Source organism: Gordonia hirsuta DSM 44140 = NBRC 16056 (assembly GCF_000333015.1).
Taxonomy (GTDB): domain Bacteria; phylum Actinomycetota; class Actinomycetes; order Mycobacteriales; family Mycobacteriaceae; genus Gordonia; species Gordonia hirsuta.
Window position 1 is genome coordinate 42,236 of record NZ_BANT01000030.1, and the last position, 18,307, is coordinate 60,542.

Sequence of the window (18,307 nt, forward strand, 5' to 3'; positions counted from 1 at the left end):
AATCATCTCAGTCGCGCAAGAGCTCGACTTGTTTCGGCGATCCGTGCAGCAGGAAGTCGACGATGATCTCCGCGGTCCGCGGAATATCGTCCACCTGCTGGTCGTCGACCAAGACCGGACCGGTGATCGACAACAGGTACGAGACCCAGGCCTGTCCGGCGAACTCCAGGTTCAGTTCCGGGTCCGCCAGGCCGTCGACGACGGCCTGGCGGAAGAACTCGCCCGCTCGCCGGCCGGCTTCCCGGAATATCTCGATCTGACCCTCGAGGCCTTCCTGGTCGACACCGGGGACATCGATGAGGATGAACGACAAGACTTCCGGCCGCTGCTGCACCAGTTCCAGCAACTCTCGCGTCGCGGTTTCCATCGACGTGCGGAGCCCCTCCTCGGTACACGGCTTATGGAGGTCGGCGAATGCGTCATCGAACACCGCCAGCAGATCAGCGAACTCGCGCTCCACCAGGACGGTCAGCAACTGCCGCCGGTTGTCGAAGTAGTTGTAGAAGGTCCCGTGGCTCACACCGGCACGGGCGGTGATCTCCTTGACGCCGACCGCGGCGTAACCGTTCTCCACGAACTCCGCCAGCGCCGCATCGAGCAGCTGGTCCTTGCGCCCCCTGTCCGTGTGTCCCCTGTCAGCGGTCACGATTGCCCCGCTCGACACTCGCCCCGCCGGTCGGCCGCCGGAGAATACCGTAGCGCTCGAGCTTCGACGCCGCGGAGACGAACGCCTCGCGGCGTTCCGGGGTGTCGTCATCACCGGTGAGCACCAATACGAGACCGGGAACGGCCAGCGCCGGGGCGACTCTGATCAGGACCTCCATCTGATCGGCGTCGAGTGCCAGCCAGCCGCGACCGTTGATCTCCCCCACCAGCTTGCCGACCATGGAATCGAGCGTGTTGTAGAGGCTGGTGATGCGGTAGCGCAGTTCGGGGTCCACGGCGGCGGCCTGGGCCGTCAGAATCCGCAGCAACCGCGGGTCCTCGTCCACCAGGCCGTACAGGCGGTCACCGACGTCGGTGAGCAACTGCTTCACCGCGTCGCTGTCCGGCGCCTTCGCCGCGTCCAGGAGATCGTCGAAGGCCACCGCTTCCATCAGCCGTTCGATGCACAGATCGACCACCAGATCGAGGAGCTCGCGTTTGCCGTCGACGTAGCGGTACAGCGTGCCCTGCCCGAGTCCGGCCCGTCGAGCGATCTCACTGACCGCGGCCTCGTCGTAGCCGACCTCGGCGAAGACATCGTAGGCGGCCAGTGTCAGCTCGGACCGACGACGCTCCTGTAAGCCCACCGACTTGGGACGGCCGCGGCGGGCCGGAGGCTTCTCCGCGGGCTCCACCGGCGGGTCTGATTCGAACATCAGACCAGATTCTATCTGGTGGTGGGCCCTGCTCAGCGTCTCGGCCCGATGGCGCGCCGCCGGGAGGCTCACTTCATCCCACCGTCTGTGCCTGCCGCACCCAGTCCGAGCCGGCTTCGCTGCCCTGCGCGTTCCGGAACTCGAAGTGCGAGATGTCCAGCCGCTTGCTGGCGCGCGTCGACTGATATGCCGTCGTCGGCCTCAAGAATCCGAAGTCACCGTGCTTGTCGATGTAGTACGAGTTGGCGCCGATGCACGCCTTGCCGTGCATCAGGGTGTCCTTGCCGCGCTCGGAGATGAACTCGAAGAACTCGTCGGTGGCTTCCGGGGTGACGGCCACCGACGCGGCCCCGCGCGCCATGCATTCCTTGATCAACCGCGTGGTGATACGCATGGAGTTCTCCACCATCACGTGCCAGCTGCTGCCGCTCCAGGCGAACGGGCCGAACACCATGAAGTGATTCGGCAGCCCGGGCATGCAGACGCCCTCGTACGACTTCGCACGGCTGTTCTCGTAGAACTCGGCGAGGTCGAAGCCATCCCTGCCCCGCACCGGCCGGCGCCGATAGGGATCCGGACTCTGGGACATCTCGAATCCGGTCGCCAGCACCAGGACGTCGATCTCGCGCTCCTGGCCGGACCGGGTGCGTATCCCGGTCGGCGTGATCCGCTCGATCGGGTCGGTCACCAGTTCCACGTCGTCGCGGGCGAAGGTCCGATAGTAGATGTTCGACACACTCGGCCGTTTGCAGCCGAATCCGTAGTCGGGGGTGAGCTTCTTGCGGAGCTTTCGGTCCCGAACCTGGGTGAACAAGAACGCGCGGCACGCCCAGTTCGGGATCAGGGTGAGCGGAGCGATCTGTTTGCCGTACACCGTGATCCCGACCAGACCGACTTCGACGGCCAGCGCCACCACGCCTCTGATGAGGCTCTGCAGCAGGGGCAGTCGGCGGAACGCGGCACGGACTGCGGCCGGTATCGGAAAGTCCGGTTTCGCGAAAACCCAGATCGCCCGCCGCTGGTAGACGTCGAGATGCGCGGCCCGGCGCGCCAGCTGCGGCACGAGTTGCACCGAGGTCGCTCCGGTGCCGATCACGGCGGCGCGTTTCCCGGCGAAGTCGTAGTCGTCGTCCCACTGTTGGGTCTGGATCACCGTGCCCTCGAAATCATCGAGTCCGGCGATGTCGGGCACGCGTGGCTCCACGAACGCGCCGATCGCACTGATCACGAAGCGCGCGGTCAGCACCCGGCCGTCCGCGAGGCCTACGCGCCACCATTGGTTCTCCTCGTCCCACTCGCGGAGCACCACATCGTGTCCCAGCCGCAGGTGGCCGTCGAGACCGTACCGGTCGACCAGCCCCTCGATGTAGGCGAGCACCTCGCGCCCCTTGGGAAAGGTCCGTGACCAGTCCGGGTTCTTCGCGAAGGAGAACTGGTACACGATTCCCGGAACATCGACCGCGACGTCCGGGTACCTGTTGGCGTACCAGGTGCCGCCCACGCCTTCGGCGCGCTCGAGGACGACGAAGTCGTCGATCCCGGCTTGTTTCAACGCAATCGCCTGCCCCAGGCCGCCGAAGCCGGCCCCCAGGATGACGACATCGTGGTCGGGTCGGGCCATGGTCTGCGCGCCGCGCGCGGCCTTGTTCTTCTTCGCCATCGAGGGCTCCTTTCGGTCAGAGGTGATCGGTACCGGCGCCGGCGGAGATCGCCTGGCGCTCGATCCGGCCGTCGTAGGCTGCCCGCGCCGTCCGGTCGATCGGCTCGAGTGTGCGGTCTGCGCCGGTCCAGCGGCGACCGAGAAGCCAGAGCGACTCGGGCACCACGTGGTAGACCCGGAGGCCCAGGACGGTGCCCCGGGGAGCCCCGACCACCGCCGGCCGGCGGCGCAGGGTCCCCACGGCACGACGGGCCACCAGCGCCGGGGAGACCAGGCCGATCCGTTCCCACCATTTGAAGGGGATGCCGTCGACCAACTGCGTCTTCACCGCCGAGGGCATCACCACGCTGAGGGTCACGCCGGTCCCGACCAGTTCTTCGCGGGCGCTGCGACCGAATCCGGTCGCGGCGTGCTTGCTGGCGACGTAGGTCGACAATCCGGGCGAATGGATGCCGCCGGCTGCCGAGGTGATGTTGATGAAGTGCCCCCGGCCCCGCCCGATCATGCGCGGTGCCAGAATCCGGTAGGCGTAGTAGTGCGCCCAGAAGTTCACCCGCATGGCCGCCTCGGCCACCGGGATGGTTTCCTCGGACAACGGCCCCACCGGCATGATTCCGGCGTTGTTCACGACGATGTCGACGGGTCCCACGGTGGCTTCGACGGTGTCGACGAGGTTCTCGTACGCGCGCAGGTCGCCCACGTCGAGACCGAATCCGGTCGCTCCCCCGCCGAGCTTTGCGGCGCTGGCCTCCGCGGCCGCGCCGTCGAGGTCGGCGATCACGACGCGAGCCCCGGCCGCCGACAGGCGCTTGGCGACGGCGAACCCGATTCCGCGCGCGCCGCCGGTCACCAGTGCAACGGCTCCCGTGACCGGGAAGGCGGTGAACTTCATGCCGACACCGCCTCGACGCTCGCGTTCACGGTCCGCAGCGAGTAGGCCGACATGTCGACGTCTCGGCTCTGCCTCTGCGCCTCGAACAGGCTGGTCGGCCGGATGTACGGCATGTCGCCGGCGGAGTTCACGTAGTACGTCCGCAGCCCGGCATTGAGGGTATTGAAGTAGTAGTCGATGTTCTGGTCGTTGCGCCGGATCATCTCGTGGTACTCGCGATGCGCCTCTTCGGTCACCTCGGCCACCTCAGCGCCGCCGGCGAGCGCCGCCGCGATGACGTTCACCGCGTGGGTCGACGAGATCTCCACCAGCGCATGCCATCCGGTCCCGATCCAGGAGTACGGTCCGACGAGCATCCACCGATTCGGCAGGTTCGGCACCGCAACCGACTGATACGCCTGCAGGCGCTCGGTGTTGTAGAAGACGCCGAGATCGAAGCCGTCCCGGCCGACCACCGCGCCCTCGGAGTAGCTCTCCGGATCGGAGAAGAGGTGGTATCCGGTCGCCATGACGATCGCGTCGAGCGGGTGCAGCCGGCCGTTCGCGTCGACGATGCCCTCCGGCACGATCCGGTCGATGGGAGTGTCGACCAGCTCGACGTTCGGCCGGTTGAAGGCCTGCAGGAAGCTGTTGGACAGAGTCGGCCGCTTCCCGAGTACGCCGTACCCGGGCATCAGGGCGCGACGAGCGGCCGGATCCTTGACGACTCCGCGAAGGTAGCCGCGGTAGAGCGCGCGAGCAGCCTTGTCGAAGAGCGGGGCCACGGCACGAAACAGCGGCCGCGGAGTCTGATAGACCAGCCGCAAGGCCAACTCCACGAGGATGTGGGCGAGGCCGGACAGCAGGGAGCCGACGCCGGGCAACGCCATCCCGACCTGGAGCGGGCGGGTCATCGGGAAGTCGGGTTTCGGCAGTGCCCAGACGGGAGTGCGCTGAAAGACCTGCAGCGACGCCACCTCCGGCGCGATCGACGGCGTGATCTGCACCGAGCTGGCACCGGTGCCGATCACCGCCACCCGCTTGCCGGACAGGTCGTAGTCGTGATCCCAGGCGTTCGGACGCAGCACGTGCCCGGCGAAATCCTGATGACCGGGAATCCCCGGGTCTTCCTTGGCCTTCAGGTAGGCACCGACCGCGGAGATCACGAAACGGGCGGTCACCTCCGAGCCGTCGTCCAGACTCAGGCGCCAGAAACCGTTCGCGTCGTCCCACTCCTCTTTCACGACGGTTGAGTTCCACCTGGCGTGGGAATACAGACCGTGCTCACGAGCGACGCGGCGGTGGTACTCGTGCACCTCGCGGCCGCGGGGGAACATCCGGCTCCACCGCGGATTGCGGGCGAACGAGTACTGGTAGGTGAAGCCGGGGACGTCTACCCCCAGCCCCGGATAGTGATTGTCCCGCCAACTTCCACCGAAGTCGGCCTCCCGCTCCAGGATCACGAAGTCGGTGATCTGACGCTTCTTCAACAGGACCGATGCGCAGATCCCGCCCGGCCCGGCACCGATGACGGCGACGAGGTGATTCGGTTCAGTCATGAGTTCCTCCAAGATTCACACGTCTAGAATGACATGTCAGTTCCATAAATTCAAGCACGCGCTATTCGGCGGCCGGCTCCGGCATAGAATCCTCGATGACCAGCACTTCTTCCGTCGCCGACGTCTCGGATTCCGGCGGGTTGAGCTGTGCCCCGATGGCCGTCACCGCCCGGCTACCGAGGTGCGCCACGTAGACCAGAGCACCGATCACTCCGGCGGTCCGGGTACGCCGGTCGAGCAGCGCCAACCCGATCCCCGTCTCCGCGGCCCCGTTGACCTTGACCCACTGTCCGGTGTCCTCGGGGAACACCGGCCGCGTGATCCATGCGAACAGCTTCGGCGCGACGAAATGCGCGAGCCCGGCACTCGTGAGGCTCACCCCCGCCACGCGGAACGCCATGTCCACGAGGTTGAGTGCGGCGATCCTCCTGGTGACTCGCATCACGAGTGCCCGCGGATCGAACCCGCGGATCTGAGTGCGCACCGGCGCGTGCGTCTCCCGGTGGACCACCTCGGTAGCCGACGTGTTCTCAGTCATGGTGTTTCCTCTCGTTGTTCGTCATTTCTGGTCGAGTGATCATCAGTTCGCTCCGGGGACCGGCGAGTCCTCGCCGGTCTGAACCTTGGGGTCGGGGGCGAAACTGGAGATCAGCCACTGCCCGTCGAGGTGAACCACGACCACGCGCAGGATCACCGCCGATGTAGACGGCTCGGGTTGCTGCACCGTGGTTGCCGTCTGTGTCGCGACCACCACGAAGTTCCATGGCTCGCCGTCGGCGGGGAGTGATTCGGGATCGCCTTCGAACATCGTGTACGCCACTTCGCCCTCGGACTTCATCCTCAGCTGCCGGATCAGTTCCAGTGTCAGACCGCCGGCCTCCCCCTCGGACAGGTCGAAGGTCTTGCCGAAGGCGGGGGTGGTTCCTTCCGCGAGGCTCTTCACGTACGCCTCGGCGTTCTCGAAATCGATGGTCAACGACTTGGTGACATACTCCTCGGCCGCCGCGGTCGCCGCTGCCCGGCGCTCGCTGTCGGCGCTGGCCGTCGCCCGGATGTCGTCGATTTCGCTGCCGATCGCGACCCGGCTCCAGGTCAGACCGGCCACCGCCACCAGCAGGAGTCCGGCGACCACGAGTCCGGCCAGGGCCCGCAACCGCCAGGTGCGGGCCCGCTGTCGTTCCCGATCGAGTTCGGCCCGCAGCCGTCTCTTCTTCGACCTCTTCTTCGCGGGTTCGGGTTCCGGGTCCACCTGCTGCCCGGTGTTCCCGTCCTGCTCGACCGTCAAGTCTTTCAAGTCTGTCTCGTCCACGTCTTCCTCGTCACCGTCTGTTCTCGTCACCGTCTGTTCTCGTCACCGTCTGTTCTCGCCACCGTCTGTTCTCGCCACGGCCTGCCTCCCGCCCTGCCCTTCGACTCGCTCACCGCACGGTCACCTGCACCCGCATCGGCCCGCCCTTCGGGAACGCCCGTCCCCAGAAGTCGGTGAAGGCGTTCATGTTCACCCGGATGCCGCGGAGTTGCCCGGTGACCGGCAGCAGCGCGCCCGCGATGCCGCCGAACTCCGGCAGCAGAACCCCCAGGCGCTGGAGAAGTCCATCCATGAACGGCCCGATCACACCGTTCCAGACGTTCGTCGACTTCGACATGATGGCGAAGTTGTTGACCTCGGTCAGCACCTCCCCCATCGCCGGCGCCAGCCGATCCAGCGTCGCCGCGACAGGACGCAGCAGGGCGGGCCCGCCCATCGTCATGAAGCGCTTGTCGAGCTCTTGGACGAGTCGGAACATCCGGCGAATGAGGTGTCCTTTGTCGCGCACCGTCCCTCGTACCAGCTCCAGAGTCGCCGCGGCGTCGGACAGTACGGCCTCGTCGTCGGTCATCGTGGTGAGCAACTCACCCATTTCGGCGACCACCCCCGGATCGAGCAACTGGCCGACGCGGTCGACCTTCGCCAGGACGGTACCGACGGTCGGCGAATCGCTGACCTGCTGCGACCCGATACTGGCCCCGTCCCGTAGATACGGTCCACCGCTGTGCTGCGGCCGGAAATCCAGGTACTGCTCGCCGGCCGCCGAAAGATTCTGCACGATCACCGTGCTGTCGGCTGGGATCTGCCGGGACGAGTCGATGGCGACCCGGACCTGAACCGAGTCCCGCTGTGTATTGATCTGCTGCACATTGCCGATCTTCATTCCGTGCAGCGCCACGAGGGAGGTGTCCATCAGGCCCGACGTCTGGTCCATGCTGATGGTGACCTCGTACGTCTGCTTCCGCGGATCGAGATCGAGAACGCCCAGAGCGATGTAGGCCACGGCGATCACCAGGACCAGGACCAGAACCGCGCAGCCGAGCAGGCCTTTGCCGATCTTCATCTCACACCACCCCGATCGCTCGCAGGACGTCGGCTACCTGGGTGGCCTGCCCGTTCCGGTCATCGATCCGGCGCACATCGAGTTCGCCGCCGTCCCGCAGGAACGGCGTGATCTTCCGGGCGAGTAGATCCCGGACCGCGCCGGCGTTGTCCAGCACCGACCTGTCCGCGTCGGCGATCTCCATCAGCCAGGGGTCCGCGGTCGCCAGAATCTTCTTCAGATCCGAATGGGTCGGCTCGACGAGTAGGTCACCACCGGGCTTGGTGAGTACGCGCAGATCGGAGATGAGGCCGACCAGGGTCAGAAACAGCCCCTGCATCTTCGCGAAACGATCGGGGCCGATCGTCAGCACCCGCTCGACGGTCTCCCGTTTCTCGCTGACGGTCTCCGCCAACGCGGCCCCCTTCTGCAGCGCGGCATCGATGGCATCGGTCGCACCACCGACCTCGATCAGTTGTGCCGCAGCCTGCCGGCTGAGGCGGGACAGCTCCTCCGGGTCGTCCGGCAGCGCGTCGTTGAGTTGGGCGATCGACGCTTGTGACCGCACGAGGATCCCGCCGTTGAGGAATTGGGAGAGGCTGACCATCACCGTCTCGACGTTGTCCGGGGGCGAGGTCTGCTTCACCGGGATGCGTCCGCCATCGGACAGATACGGTCCGCCGTCGTCGTCCGGCGTCGACAACGCGATGTACAGGTCGCCCAGCAGGGTCTCCTGGCGGAGCTCCGCCCCGGTGTCGACCGGCAGCCGGACGCCCTGATCGATGTCGACGGAGGTCACCGCGACGTCGTGCTCCAGCCGGACCTGCCCGAGCGTTCCCACCCGAACCCCGTTGTGCAGCACGCGGGTGCCCGCCGGAATGTTCAGCGCACTCTCGAACTCGATGTCCACCCGGTACGTGCTCTCGCGATCGGCGATCCCGAACAGCTGTGCGCACCCGGAGAGGATCAGTGCCAACGCCGTCGCCAGGAGGACGGCGAGCCCGGCCCGGCAGGTTCTTCCGATGCATCTCATCGGCCACTCCCCATGATCAGCTGAATCAGACCCGAGCGTGCGGCTCGCGAGGAGGCACAATCGTCCGGTCGGCCGAGAACAGTGCACACCGCAGTCGCCTCGGTCGCCGAGACCGGGACCGTCGGTGGAGTCCACCCGATCCGGAACGCTCCGGAGTCCGGATCGAAGAGGTGATCGGTCACCGTGGCCAGGCCCGGCAACTGAGCCACGGCTTGTGCGAGCCGGGTCGCGAACGGTGCGAGGACACGCACCCAGGGGGTGATCAGGTCGACCACGCCCAGGATCCGGTCACCGAACCGTTCCACGTTCCGGCTGAGCACCGGAACGAACCGGACCGCCGAAGTGAGCGTTCCGGTGAACTCCTCGGAGAACGCGGTGAAGGCCAGACCTGCCCCGTTGACGGTCCTGATCACGCGCTCGACGTCCGGCCACTGCGCCTCCACCTCGGTCAGCAGCGTGTCGCTGTTCTCCAGGATCCGCCGGATGGCCGCATCGACCGTCGCCGGATTCCCCTGCGCGGTGACCATCTGGCGCATGAGCGCGACGATCTTGTCGCTCTTGCCGGAGAAGTTCTTGTCCAGAACGTCCATCACCTCGGCCAGATCGTCGGTGCCGCCGAGTTCGGCGAGGACGCCGTCGCTGCCCATCGCGTCGTCGAGCAGCCCGTCGACGGCGGCGAAACTCTCACTCACTCCCCGCGGCGTCTTGGTGCGCTCGTCGGGAATACACGTGTCGCCGGATAACGTCGGTCCGCCCGAGTACGGCCTGTCGAACTCGACGCGCCGGTCGGCCACGATCGAACCGTCGATGATCACGGCGCCGACATCGGCGGGCAGGGCGAGTTCACGGTCGATCTCCAGCCGGACTCGGACCCCTGACTCGCGGGGCTCGATCGCGGCGACCTGCCCGACGCCGAGGCCCATGAGGGCCACCGAATTGCCCTTGTACAGCCCGGCGGAGTCGGTGAAGTCCGCACACACCGACCGGGTGAGGATCTGACTGCTCACTCTCGGCCACGCCAGCCACGCGGCGCCGGCGGCGGTAACCGCGAGCACCAGAAGCACCGCCAGGGCCGCGGTCAGACGACGCCGGCGTTGTGCGGATGTCCGCTCGTTGCTCATGTGTCAGCACTCCCTTCCGGGCGCGGGTACGCAGAGCGATACGCCGGTGACCGTGTGCGAGCCCTGGTCGATCTGCATCCCCTGCCGGCCGAGCACCGATGTCGCAGCCGCGAGTGCCTTCTCGACATCGGCGAGTGCCTTGTCGATGTTCGCGGCCTTCGGCTCCAGCCGCTCGAGCATGTCGGCGATGTCGTGAACCGGGCCTTCGATCCGCTCCCCGTACGCGAGCACCGGGCGCTCCAGGAAACGGAAGAACCTGGTGAGCAGATTGAACACCCTGCGCACCTGCACGTGCCGGGTGCCCAGATCCCGTCCGATCTCACCGAGGCTGGCGACCAGCTCGAAGAGCACCTTGCGGTCCGTGGCGGTCGCCGCCACGTACTCGTCGCTCACCCCGAGAGCCTGATGCAACTGGTCCGAACGCGTGGAGAGCTCGTCGGTCAGGTCGGCGATAGCGTCCAGGACGTCCCTGCCCAGCCACGGCTGCGCCTTCATCCCTTCGTGGGTGCGCTCGATGACGGTGCGCAGGGTGGATCCGTCCAGGGCCTCGACCTTCGGGGTGGCCTCCTCGAGGATCGAGGTCAGGTCGTAGGTGCCGGTCACCCGCTCGGCCGGGATCGCGGTGTCGCCGAGCGGCCGCTCCCCCTTGGGCGATAGTTGCAGGAACCTGCCGCCGACCGGGGTCAGCAGCTTGACCGCGATCGACGTGTCGGCGCCGATCGACACGCCGTTGCGCACCGTGAAGCCGACGCGGATGCGATCACCGTCGACGCGCAGCGATTCCACCTTCCCCACCTCGATTCCCGCCACCCGGACCTGATCACCGGTGCGCACACCGGAGGCGTTGGCGAACTCGGCGGAGAACCGCTGATAGCCGGGAGGGCGCACGTACATCAGGCCCAGCACCAACGTGGTCACCACGACGATCACGACGGCGACCACACCGATACCGATCTGCTGACGGCGGGCCGTCTCGGCATCCCCGGGCCGTCCGATTCCGAGGATGTCGCGGGCAAGATCTGCTCCACGCGTCTGTCTCATCGGCAGACCACCACCTCTCGCCCGCCGATCAGCAGGTTCGTGATCACGGGCAGATCAAGTCGCCCTCCGGCGCAGTGATAAGTCGCGGCGGCATTGCGCGTCATGCCGTCGTTCATTCCGGAGAGCAGGCCCGGGATGGCCTCGAGCCCTTGCAGGAGCTGGGGCGAGAACGGCACGACGCGGTGAAAGAAGGCATCCAGGGGTCCGTAGTTGGAGTCATAGCTCCCCTGCAGCGTCTCCACCAGGTCCACCAGCGGGACCAGGACGCGATCGCCGTAGTCGAGCGACTCGATCACGGTCGCGATCCGCGTGGTGAACTGCATGATCGAGCTGTTGAGCTGGGTCACCAGCTCCGCGACGCGCCCGGAGCGACCCTCGATCTGCTCGGCGAGCGTGCTGATGTTGTCGACCAGCCCCAGCAGAACCACGTCCCGCCGCTTCACCAGCGACACGATCTCGTCGACCGCATCGGCCGCGGGACCGAGGCCGCGCCCGTCACCCTGCAGGAGGAGCCCGACGTTGCCGGCGAACTTGTTCAGGATCGCCGGATCGATCTCACCGATGAGCGGGGCTATGCCGTTGAAGAGTTCGGTGACGTCGAACGACGGCACCGTGCGGGTCGTGGGAATCGGTTCGGACGGGTCCTGCCGCGCGGTGGCATCCGGCGTCCTGATGACCTCCAGGTAACGCTGTCCCACCAAGTTCTGGTAGCGCACGGCGATTCGCGTCGTCGCGTCGAGGGGCCGGTCGGCCTGTGCGCTGAAGCGCACCTGCGCCGTTCCGCCGTCGAGTTCGACGGATTCGATCTTGCCTACGGCGACGCCGGCCACCCGGACCGAATCACCGGCGTACAGACCCGAGACATCGGTGAACAACGCGGTGTAGACCACCTTGTCCCCGGGCACGGGGGCCATCATGATGCGCGCGACGACCAGGCTCGCCGACCCGACCAGCACGACGAAGGCCACGACCAGCGTCAGGGCGGTGCGCCACGGTTTCATCGGTCCCCCCGTCCGGTGTCTTTCGACAGCAACGGTGCCGCGATCTGCGGAGTCTTGGTCAGCAGGACGTCCACCAAGAGCCGGACCTTTCCGTCGTCGGTTTCGACAAATGCGTCACCGGTGTTCCGAACGAGTCGGGTGAGCTTCGAATAGGCCTGCGGAACGGTACCGACCGATACGACGATCGGGACCGCGAAGTCCAGCGCCACCTGGATCAGCGCATCTATCGGCTCCAGGTTCTCGCCCAGGATGCGGCCGAGCGGGACCACGAGGCGTTTACTGAGGCCGTCGATACCGGCCCGCACGTCCGGCAGCCCGTCGGGCTCATCGAGATAGGCCGTCGCATCGAGCGATTCGTCGACCAGGGCGAGTGCGGGCGGCACGACCGGTGTCACCACACCGAGAAGGGTGTTCAGATCGGAGAGCATGTCGCCGACCGTCATCTCCTGATCGTCGGCGAGGCCGGCGAAGAGCGGCATCGCTTCCTTGACCAGTCCGATGGCCGGTTCACTGTGGTCCAGGAGGCTATCGAGCGCGGTGTACACCGAGGGGTCGCCCAGGGTGGCGGTGAGTTTGCCGACCCGCCCGAGCACACTGGTCAACGTCCCCAGCGAGGTGCCGCCGGAGGGAACGTTCAGGGTCTGCCCGTTCCGTAGGGGTGCATCGTCGCGCCCCGTGGACACCAGTTCCACGCCCGTGCCGGCGAACATGTTCGGCGCCATGTACGCGGGTATCACGTCGGCGGTCAATCCGGCCGATTGCGCCGGCAGCACACTGAGCAGGACCCGCTGCTGACCGTCCGGGTCCACCGAGATGGACTCGACCTCGCCGATACGGTGGCCGCGGAACTTCACATCGGCGCCGACCGCGAGCCCGTCGCCGATGCGATCGGTCACCAGCGTGAGCCGGAACCGGTCCGCGTAGTCGCCGTTGGACCATTTGGCGAGGAACAGCCCCGAGATCACCAGCACGACGGTGACCGCCGCCCCGATGAGCCGCAAGGCGACGGTCTTCGGCTCGCGCCCGGATGGATCTACCCACAGTGGCACGCGATCACCCCGATACCTTGACGCCGGAGTCGAAGCCCCAGAGCAGAAGGGTGAGCAGCATGTCCAGGGTCACCACGACCACCAGGCTCGCGCGGATCGCACGGCCGGCCGCGGTGCCGACTCCTTCGGGGCCCCCCATCGCGTAATAGCCCTGGTAGCTGTGAATCAGCACGATGGCGATCACGAACACGACCACTTTGATGATCGAGTACAGCACGTCGGTGGGCGACACGAACGTGCTGAAGTAGTGCTCGTAGGTACCCGCCGATTGCTGATGGACCACTGAAATGAGGAACTCGCAGGCGAGGTACGCGGCCATCAGCGTCATCAGGTAGAGGGGAATGATGGTGAGGACGCCGGCCACCGCCCGGGTGGTCACCACGAAGGGCAGCGGACGGATCGCCGAGGCCTCCAGCGCATCGATCTCCTCGGAGATGCGCATGGCGCCCACTTCGGCGGTGATCCGGCAGCCCACCTGTGCGGCGAACCCGACCGCGGCGATGAGTGGCCCCAGCTCCCTCGTCGTCGCATAGCCGGAGACGAACCCCGTCAGCGGCCCCATGTTGACCATGTCGAGCAGGGCGAAGCCCTGGATACCCACGGTGCCGCCGACCGCGATGCCGAGGAAGGCCAGCACCCCGAGCATGCCGCCGCCGACGACGATGGAGCCGTTGCCGAACGTGATCGAACCGATCTGCAGCAGGACCTGCCGCCGATACTTGGTGACGGTCACCGGCACCGAACGGATCACCTGGAGGACGAAGTACGCCTGGTGACCGATCAGTGCCGCGCCGTCCAGCGGAGGCCGCGACACGGCGCGGGCACCGCGGAGGGCGGTACCGATCGGCGGCGGGTAGTAACGCGAGGCCATCACAACACCCTCGGTGGGAAGAACATGGTGGTCACCTGAGTGATGGCGAGATTGAGCGCGAAGGCCGCGACCACGCCGATCACCACCCCCGCGTTCACCGAATCGGCGACCGCTTTCGCGCCGTGTTTGGTCTCCATCCCGCGCTGACAGGCGACGATGGCGACCACGAAGGCGAACACCAGGGACTTCCCCACGGCAATCGCGAGGTCGGTGAACGACGCGAACGACGCGAACGACGACAGGAACGATCCGGGGGCGACGCCCTGCATCGTCACGGCGACGAGGTATCCGGCCAGCAGGCCCATCACGATGGTGAGGAAGCAGATCAGCGGCGCCACGACCAGCATCGCGCCCACTCGCGGCGCGACCAGGCGGCGGACCGGGTCGATCCCCATCGCCCGCAGCGCGTCGATTTCTTCACGCATCACTCGCGCTCCCAGATCGGAGGCCACCGCGGCACCGGCCGCACCGCCGAGCAGGAGCGCCACGACCATGGGGGCGCCCTGCTGGATCACGCCGAGCCCGCCTGCGGCACCCGACACGGACGTCGCACCGACCTGCTGGGTCAGGCTGCCCACCTGTACCGAGACGATCACGCCGAACGGGATCGACACCAGGACGGTCGGTGTCGCGGTCACCGTGATGATGAACCAGGTCTGCGAGATGAAGTCCCGCCAGGGAAACCGTCCGCGGATCACATCGGTCAGTCCGAGCACCGTCGCCGCTACCGCGAGTTGCACGGCGCGGCCGAAGGTGGCCAGAGATCCGACGACCGTCCGCTGTACGTAGTCGTCCGTCCGGTCGAACGCGCGGGTCGCCAGGGTCACGCCGCGACGCTTCGGGCCGGCGCGAGACAGTTCGTGATGTGCGCCGACATCCGGGAGAGCGCGATCCGGGCCTCCGGCAGGATGTCCGCGGCGACGTGGAACACGTGCACCTGCCCCGGGTAGAGCTCGAGCCGGACGTCACCGCCTGCGGCCGAGGAATAGGCGGCGAAGCAGTCCGAGTCGGGGCGCAGCACCTCTTCGGCGCCGACCTGGATCAGGACGGGCGGCAGGGCCGCCAGGACAGCGGACGGAACGGTGACGATCTCCCGGAGCCCGGCCAGATCGGTGGGATCGGTCTCCGCCGCGAGAAGCTGCTGCCACATCGTTCTCAGGGCCGAGGGCGGGAACAGCGGGTCCTTATCGGCGTTGGGCATCTCCAGCTTGAACGTCGGGTCGGGGTCGAAGAACGGTGAGAGGCACCCCAGCCCGGCCGGACTGCCGAGCCCGGTGCGCTGGGCGGCCAGGACCGTGCGGACCGCCAGATACGCTCCGGCGGAGTCTCCGACGACGACGATCTGATCGACCGGCACCCCGGAGGCGACGATCTCCTTGAGTCCATCGAGACTGTCCGCAAGCGACTGGCTGGCCGGCGATCCCGGCAGTTGACGGTAGTTCAGGGAGAGCGCCGGAACGCCGGTGGCTTTCACCAGACGAGACACCAGCCGACGGTGGCTCCGGATACCGCCCACCAGAAAAGCACCGCCGTGCAGGTACAGGATGACTCCTGACCGCCGGCCGGATTCGGGGACGATCCATTCGCCCCCGCAGTTCGGCAATTTAGCCGGATGACGTGTCACTCCTCGAACGGCAGGCAGAACGGCGGCGAACAGTTCGAGCGCCCCGAACGGCCACAGCAGACCGGGCAGCCGGGCCCACATCCCGATGACCGGCCGGGCGACCATGCGCACCGCGACCGCCGCGAACCGGGAGACCAGACTCCGCTTCGGATAGGTCCACACGATAGTGTCATTCATCACAGGCACTCGCTTCACTCGCCCACCTCACATCGAACCGACATTTAGTAGACTGACACACCAGTTCCATAAAGTCTAGCGGGTGTCGCTTTCACCCTCACCCGGCGCCGTCATCGAGCGCCTTCCGACATCCAGCGAGCGATCTCATGCCCCAGCGGGGTGGCCGGCCCGGCTATCCCTAGGTTCTCTCGCGAGATCTGCGACCAGGGCGCCGTCGCCTGGAGCCGGCCGAGGAGCGAACACGTCGCCAGGTCGTTTCGCCGACCGAGACTGTGACCCTCGATCAACGTCTGCCTCCCTATCGAACCGATGAAGCCGCCGTGCGGCGACACCGCGGCCATCGCGGCCCGGCGCGCCGTTCCGTCGGTGATGGTGATCTCGCCGTCGTCGATCTGCCAGCCGACCGCCGCCATCGCGAACTCGATGAACCGCTCGGCGTCCAGTGCCTCCGGGTCGGCGATGAATCCCGCGCGGCGAACCAGTTCGTAGGCCTGCTCGCGCTCCCCGATCAGCAGCGACCCGAGTACCTGCTGCTCGATCGCGAGTTCGTCCGGGGTCAGTGAAATCGTCATCCCGAAGTCGAGGAAGGCCACCGTGCGGTCGGGCAGGATGATCATGTTGCCGGGGTGGGGATCTCCCGAGAACGTGCCCGTGCGGTGCATCTCCCCGCAGTAAAAGCGGTAGACGGTCTCACCGATCAGGTCGCGGTCGTCCCGATCCAGGCGGCATGCTTCGTCGAAGCTGAGCCCGTCGACGAACTCGCTGACGAGCACCACATCAGTGCACAGTTCCGGGATCGGACGTGGAATCCGGAACGCCGGATGCCCGGCGTATCGATCAGCGAACATCGTCTGATTCGCACATTCGGCAACGAAGTCGAGCTCGCGCGTGATCTGCCGCGCGACCTCCTCAATGAGCTGGTGCATATTCGCCGCAGGCACGTATTTGGTGAGCACCCGCGTGAGCATCTTCAGGTTCTTCATGTCGGCCCGCACCATCATGTCCACGTTCGGATACTTGACCTTGACGGCGACGGTGCGGCCGTCCCTCAGGGTTCCCCGATAGACCTGACCGATCGAGGCCGCCGCGATCGGGCCGCGCAGCTCCACGATGTCGCCGCGCCGCGCCCCCAACGACCGATCGAGCACCCGCATCATCGCGGCGTCGTTCCACGGCGGGGTCGCCGCGAACAAGGGCTCCAGCCTGCTCTGGAACTCTTCCCGTGTCGCCCTGGTCGCGATTCCCAGATCAAGGACCGCGAGAGCCTGGCCGAGCTTGTGCGCCGCACCACGCATTCCACCCACCACCGAGACCACGTCGTCCGCGAGCTTGAGCACATTGCGGTCGCGGGCTGAGTCGGTGTCTTCGGCAGACTTGAACGGCGCGGTCGCGGTGGTCGCGGCCACGCGGGCGGCATGCTTGGCCGCCACTCCCCCCAATTGGGTTCCGCGACGGATCCGGCCTCCGCCGGCCCGCGACCCGTCTGGTCCCGATCGTTTGCTCACGCCGTCCCCCTGCCTCATTCGGTCTCGAGTTCAAGGTAACCGCGAGCGTGCCAAGGAAACGGGCCCGTCGGGAACTTCATCGCCACCGTCCTGCGGGCGGGCGTGGCTTCCAGAAGAATCTCCACCTTCTGGAGCCGACCCGAGACGAGCACGCCGACCAGGGCATCGACTCCGGCGGCCCCGGGCCGCACCTTGAGCGGGATCACCCCTACCCGCCTCTCCCCGACCTTCCGGACCGTCCGTCGTCCCACCCGGACACCGACGGACCGATGCCGCCGATCGCCGGGCCAGAAGCGCACTCGCCGTCGTCCGGGCGTCAGATCCATTCCGCGCACCATCGTCAGCAACACCACGATCGGCCATAGCCCCTGAGGGACGGACGTCACCCTCCCGCCGTGGGGCACCTCTTCGCGCGCGATCATGCGATCCCCGTCGTAGGTCACTGCCACACAATCCACGGCGCGCAATGCATCGCCCGCCCGAACGAAACGCTGATCGACGACGATGGTGATGTCCTCGCCGTTCACAGTCGCCACGGTGCGAGTCGTAAGTTCGACGCCGACCGGCTCATCGACTCGATGGGCGACCACCACTGCCCCCTTCCTCGACCCGATGTCCACCCGATAAAGGGCTTCGTCGCCCTCGGCGATCCTCGGTGCCACGCTCGCGGTGCTCCCGGTCTTCGCTGCCATGCACTTCGCCCCTCACCTCACGTATATCAAGCCTGACACGTCATTCTCTTAATATGGAACCCCGTTTCGCGACACGCCCACCTCCATGCCCGGATCGGGCGGGCATTTCCCTCCGGCACGTCCGGTTCCGCAGTCGGGTCGGGGCCCGGGCCAATCGCAGGTCATGACAGAATCAAAGGCGATCCCAGCAACGACGCAAGGAGCCGACACCATGTCGAAGCAAGCCCCGGACCGCAACCTCGCCATGGAACTCGTCCGCGTCACCGAGGCTGCCGCACTGGCGGCGGGCCGCTGGGTCGGCCGCGGCGACAAGAACGCCGGCGACGGCGCCGCCGTGGACGCCATGCGCGAGCTCCTGTCCACCGTCTCGATGCGCGGCACCGTGGTGATC

At 67.0% G+C, this 18,307-nt stretch carries 19 protein-coding genes; 1 reads left to right on the forward strand and 18 read right to left on the reverse strand.

The annotated features are described in order from the left end of the window. Positions 1-7: 7 nt before the first annotated feature. The 18 genes from GOHSU_RS11500 to GOHSU_RS11585 all read right to left on the reverse strand — a co-directional run bounded on the left by GOHSU_RS11500 (position 8) and on the right by GOHSU_RS11585 (position 17,916). A complete protein-coding gene (locus tag GOHSU_RS11500; protein ID WP_005941622.1) occupies positions 8-646 on the reverse strand; it encodes a TetR/AcrR family transcriptional regulator in 639 nt (212 codons plus the stop codon). Next, positions 636-1,361, reverse strand: coding sequence for a TetR/AcrR family transcriptional regulator (locus GOHSU_RS11505; protein ID WP_005941625.1), 726 nt, complete (start codon positions 1,359-1,361; stop codon positions 636-638). Before GOHSU_RS11505 ends, GOHSU_RS11500 begins: the two co-directional genes overlap by 11 nt. Positions 1,362-1,434: 73 nt before the next feature. Next, positions 1,435-3,021: a flavin-containing monooxygenase gene (locus GOHSU_RS11510; RefSeq protein WP_005941627.1), complete on the reverse strand. Its 1,587-nt coding sequence runs from the start codon at positions 3,019-3,021 to the stop codon at positions 1,435-1,437. A gap of 16 nt (positions 3,022-3,037) precedes the next feature. Continuing rightward, complete coding sequence (locus GOHSU_RS11515; protein WP_005941630.1) at positions 3,038-3,913, reverse strand: SDR family NAD(P)-dependent oxidoreductase; 876 nt, start codon at positions 3,911-3,913, stop codon at positions 3,038-3,040. Further along, positions 3,910-5,451, reverse strand: coding sequence for a flavin-containing monooxygenase (locus tag GOHSU_RS11520; RefSeq protein ID WP_005941632.1), 1,542 nt, complete (start codon positions 5,449-5,451; stop codon positions 3,910-3,912). Before GOHSU_RS11520 ends, GOHSU_RS11515 begins: the two co-directional genes overlap by 4 nt. A 61-nt stretch (positions 5,452-5,512) precedes the next feature. Further along, on the reverse strand, positions 5,513-5,989 hold the full coding sequence (locus GOHSU_RS17270) for a DoxX-related protein (RefSeq protein ID WP_005941635.1): 477 nt from the start codon (positions 5,987-5,989) through the stop codon (positions 5,513-5,515). A 42-nt stretch (positions 5,990-6,031) separates the two neighbouring features. Beyond that, the gene (locus tag GOHSU_RS11530) at positions 6,032-6,745 is read right to left on the reverse strand and encodes a hypothetical protein (protein ID WP_155821179.1); all 714 of its coding nucleotides are present in this window, start codon (positions 6,743-6,745) and stop codon (positions 6,032-6,034) included. A gap of 124 nt (positions 6,746-6,869) precedes the next feature. Next, on the reverse strand, positions 6,870-7,823 hold the full coding sequence (locus GOHSU_RS11535) for an MlaD family protein (protein ID WP_005941641.1): 954 nt from the start codon (positions 7,821-7,823) through the stop codon (positions 6,870-6,872). Position 7,824: 1 nt separating this feature from the next. Then, on the reverse strand, positions 7,825-8,835 hold the full coding sequence (locus GOHSU_RS11540) for an MlaD family protein (protein ID WP_024332946.1): 1,011 nt from the start codon (positions 8,833-8,835) through the stop codon (positions 7,825-7,827). Further along, positions 8,832-9,956, reverse strand: a complete 1,125-nt coding sequence (locus GOHSU_RS11545; protein WP_005941647.1) for an MlaD family protein — start codon at positions 9,954-9,956, stop codon at positions 8,832-8,834. The genes GOHSU_RS11540 and GOHSU_RS11545 overlap by 4 nt, the downstream gene beginning before the upstream one ends. Before the next feature lie 3 nt (positions 9,957-9,959). Beyond that, positions 9,960-10,997 (reverse strand): MlaD family protein, encoded by a 1,038-nt coding sequence (locus GOHSU_RS11550; protein ID WP_005941650.1) that lies wholly within the window; start codon positions 10,995-10,997, stop codon positions 9,960-9,962. After that, entirely contained in the window at positions 10,994-11,998 is a 1,005-nt protein-coding gene (locus tag GOHSU_RS11555; protein WP_005941653.1) for an MlaD family protein, read from the reverse strand. The genes GOHSU_RS11550 and GOHSU_RS11555 overlap by 4 nt, the downstream gene beginning before the upstream one ends. Next, complete coding sequence (locus GOHSU_RS11560; protein ID WP_005941656.1) at positions 11,995-13,047, reverse strand: MlaD family protein; 1,053 nt, start codon at positions 13,045-13,047, stop codon at positions 11,995-11,997. Before GOHSU_RS11560 ends, GOHSU_RS11555 begins: the two co-directional genes overlap by 4 nt. 4 nt (positions 13,048-13,051) lie before the next feature. After that, positions 13,052-13,918, reverse strand: a complete 867-nt coding sequence (locus tag GOHSU_RS11565; RefSeq protein WP_005941658.1) for an ABC transporter permease — start codon at positions 13,916-13,918, stop codon at positions 13,052-13,054. Then, the gene (locus GOHSU_RS11570) at positions 13,918-14,745 is read right to left on the reverse strand and encodes an MlaE family ABC transporter permease (protein ID WP_005941661.1); all 828 of its coding nucleotides are present in this window, start codon (positions 14,743-14,745) and stop codon (positions 13,918-13,920) included. Before GOHSU_RS11570 ends, GOHSU_RS11565 begins: the two co-directional genes overlap by 1 nt. Beyond that, complete coding sequence (locus GOHSU_RS11575) at positions 14,742-15,719, reverse strand: alpha/beta hydrolase fold domain-containing protein (RefSeq protein ID WP_005941665.1); 978 nt, start codon at positions 15,717-15,719, stop codon at positions 14,742-14,744. Before GOHSU_RS11575 ends, GOHSU_RS11570 begins: the two co-directional genes overlap by 4 nt. A 110-nt stretch (positions 15,720-15,829) precedes the next feature. Further along, the gene (locus GOHSU_RS11580) at positions 15,830-17,149 is read right to left on the reverse strand and encodes an ABC1 kinase family protein (RefSeq protein WP_245551731.1); all 1,320 of its coding nucleotides are present in this window, start codon (positions 17,147-17,149) and stop codon (positions 15,830-15,832) included. Positions 17,150-17,238: 89 nt separating this feature from the next. Continuing rightward, entirely contained in the window at positions 17,239-17,916 is a 678-nt protein-coding gene (locus GOHSU_RS11585; protein WP_005941670.1) for a hypothetical protein, read from the reverse strand. A 163-nt stretch (positions 17,917-18,079) separates the two neighbouring features. Here GOHSU_RS11585 and GOHSU_RS16615 point away from each other — a divergent pair. Continuing rightward, a partial coding sequence (locus GOHSU_RS16615; RefSeq protein WP_245551732.1) for a fructose-bisphosphatase class II occupies positions 18,080-18,307 on the forward strand: 228 nt, incomplete at its 3' end.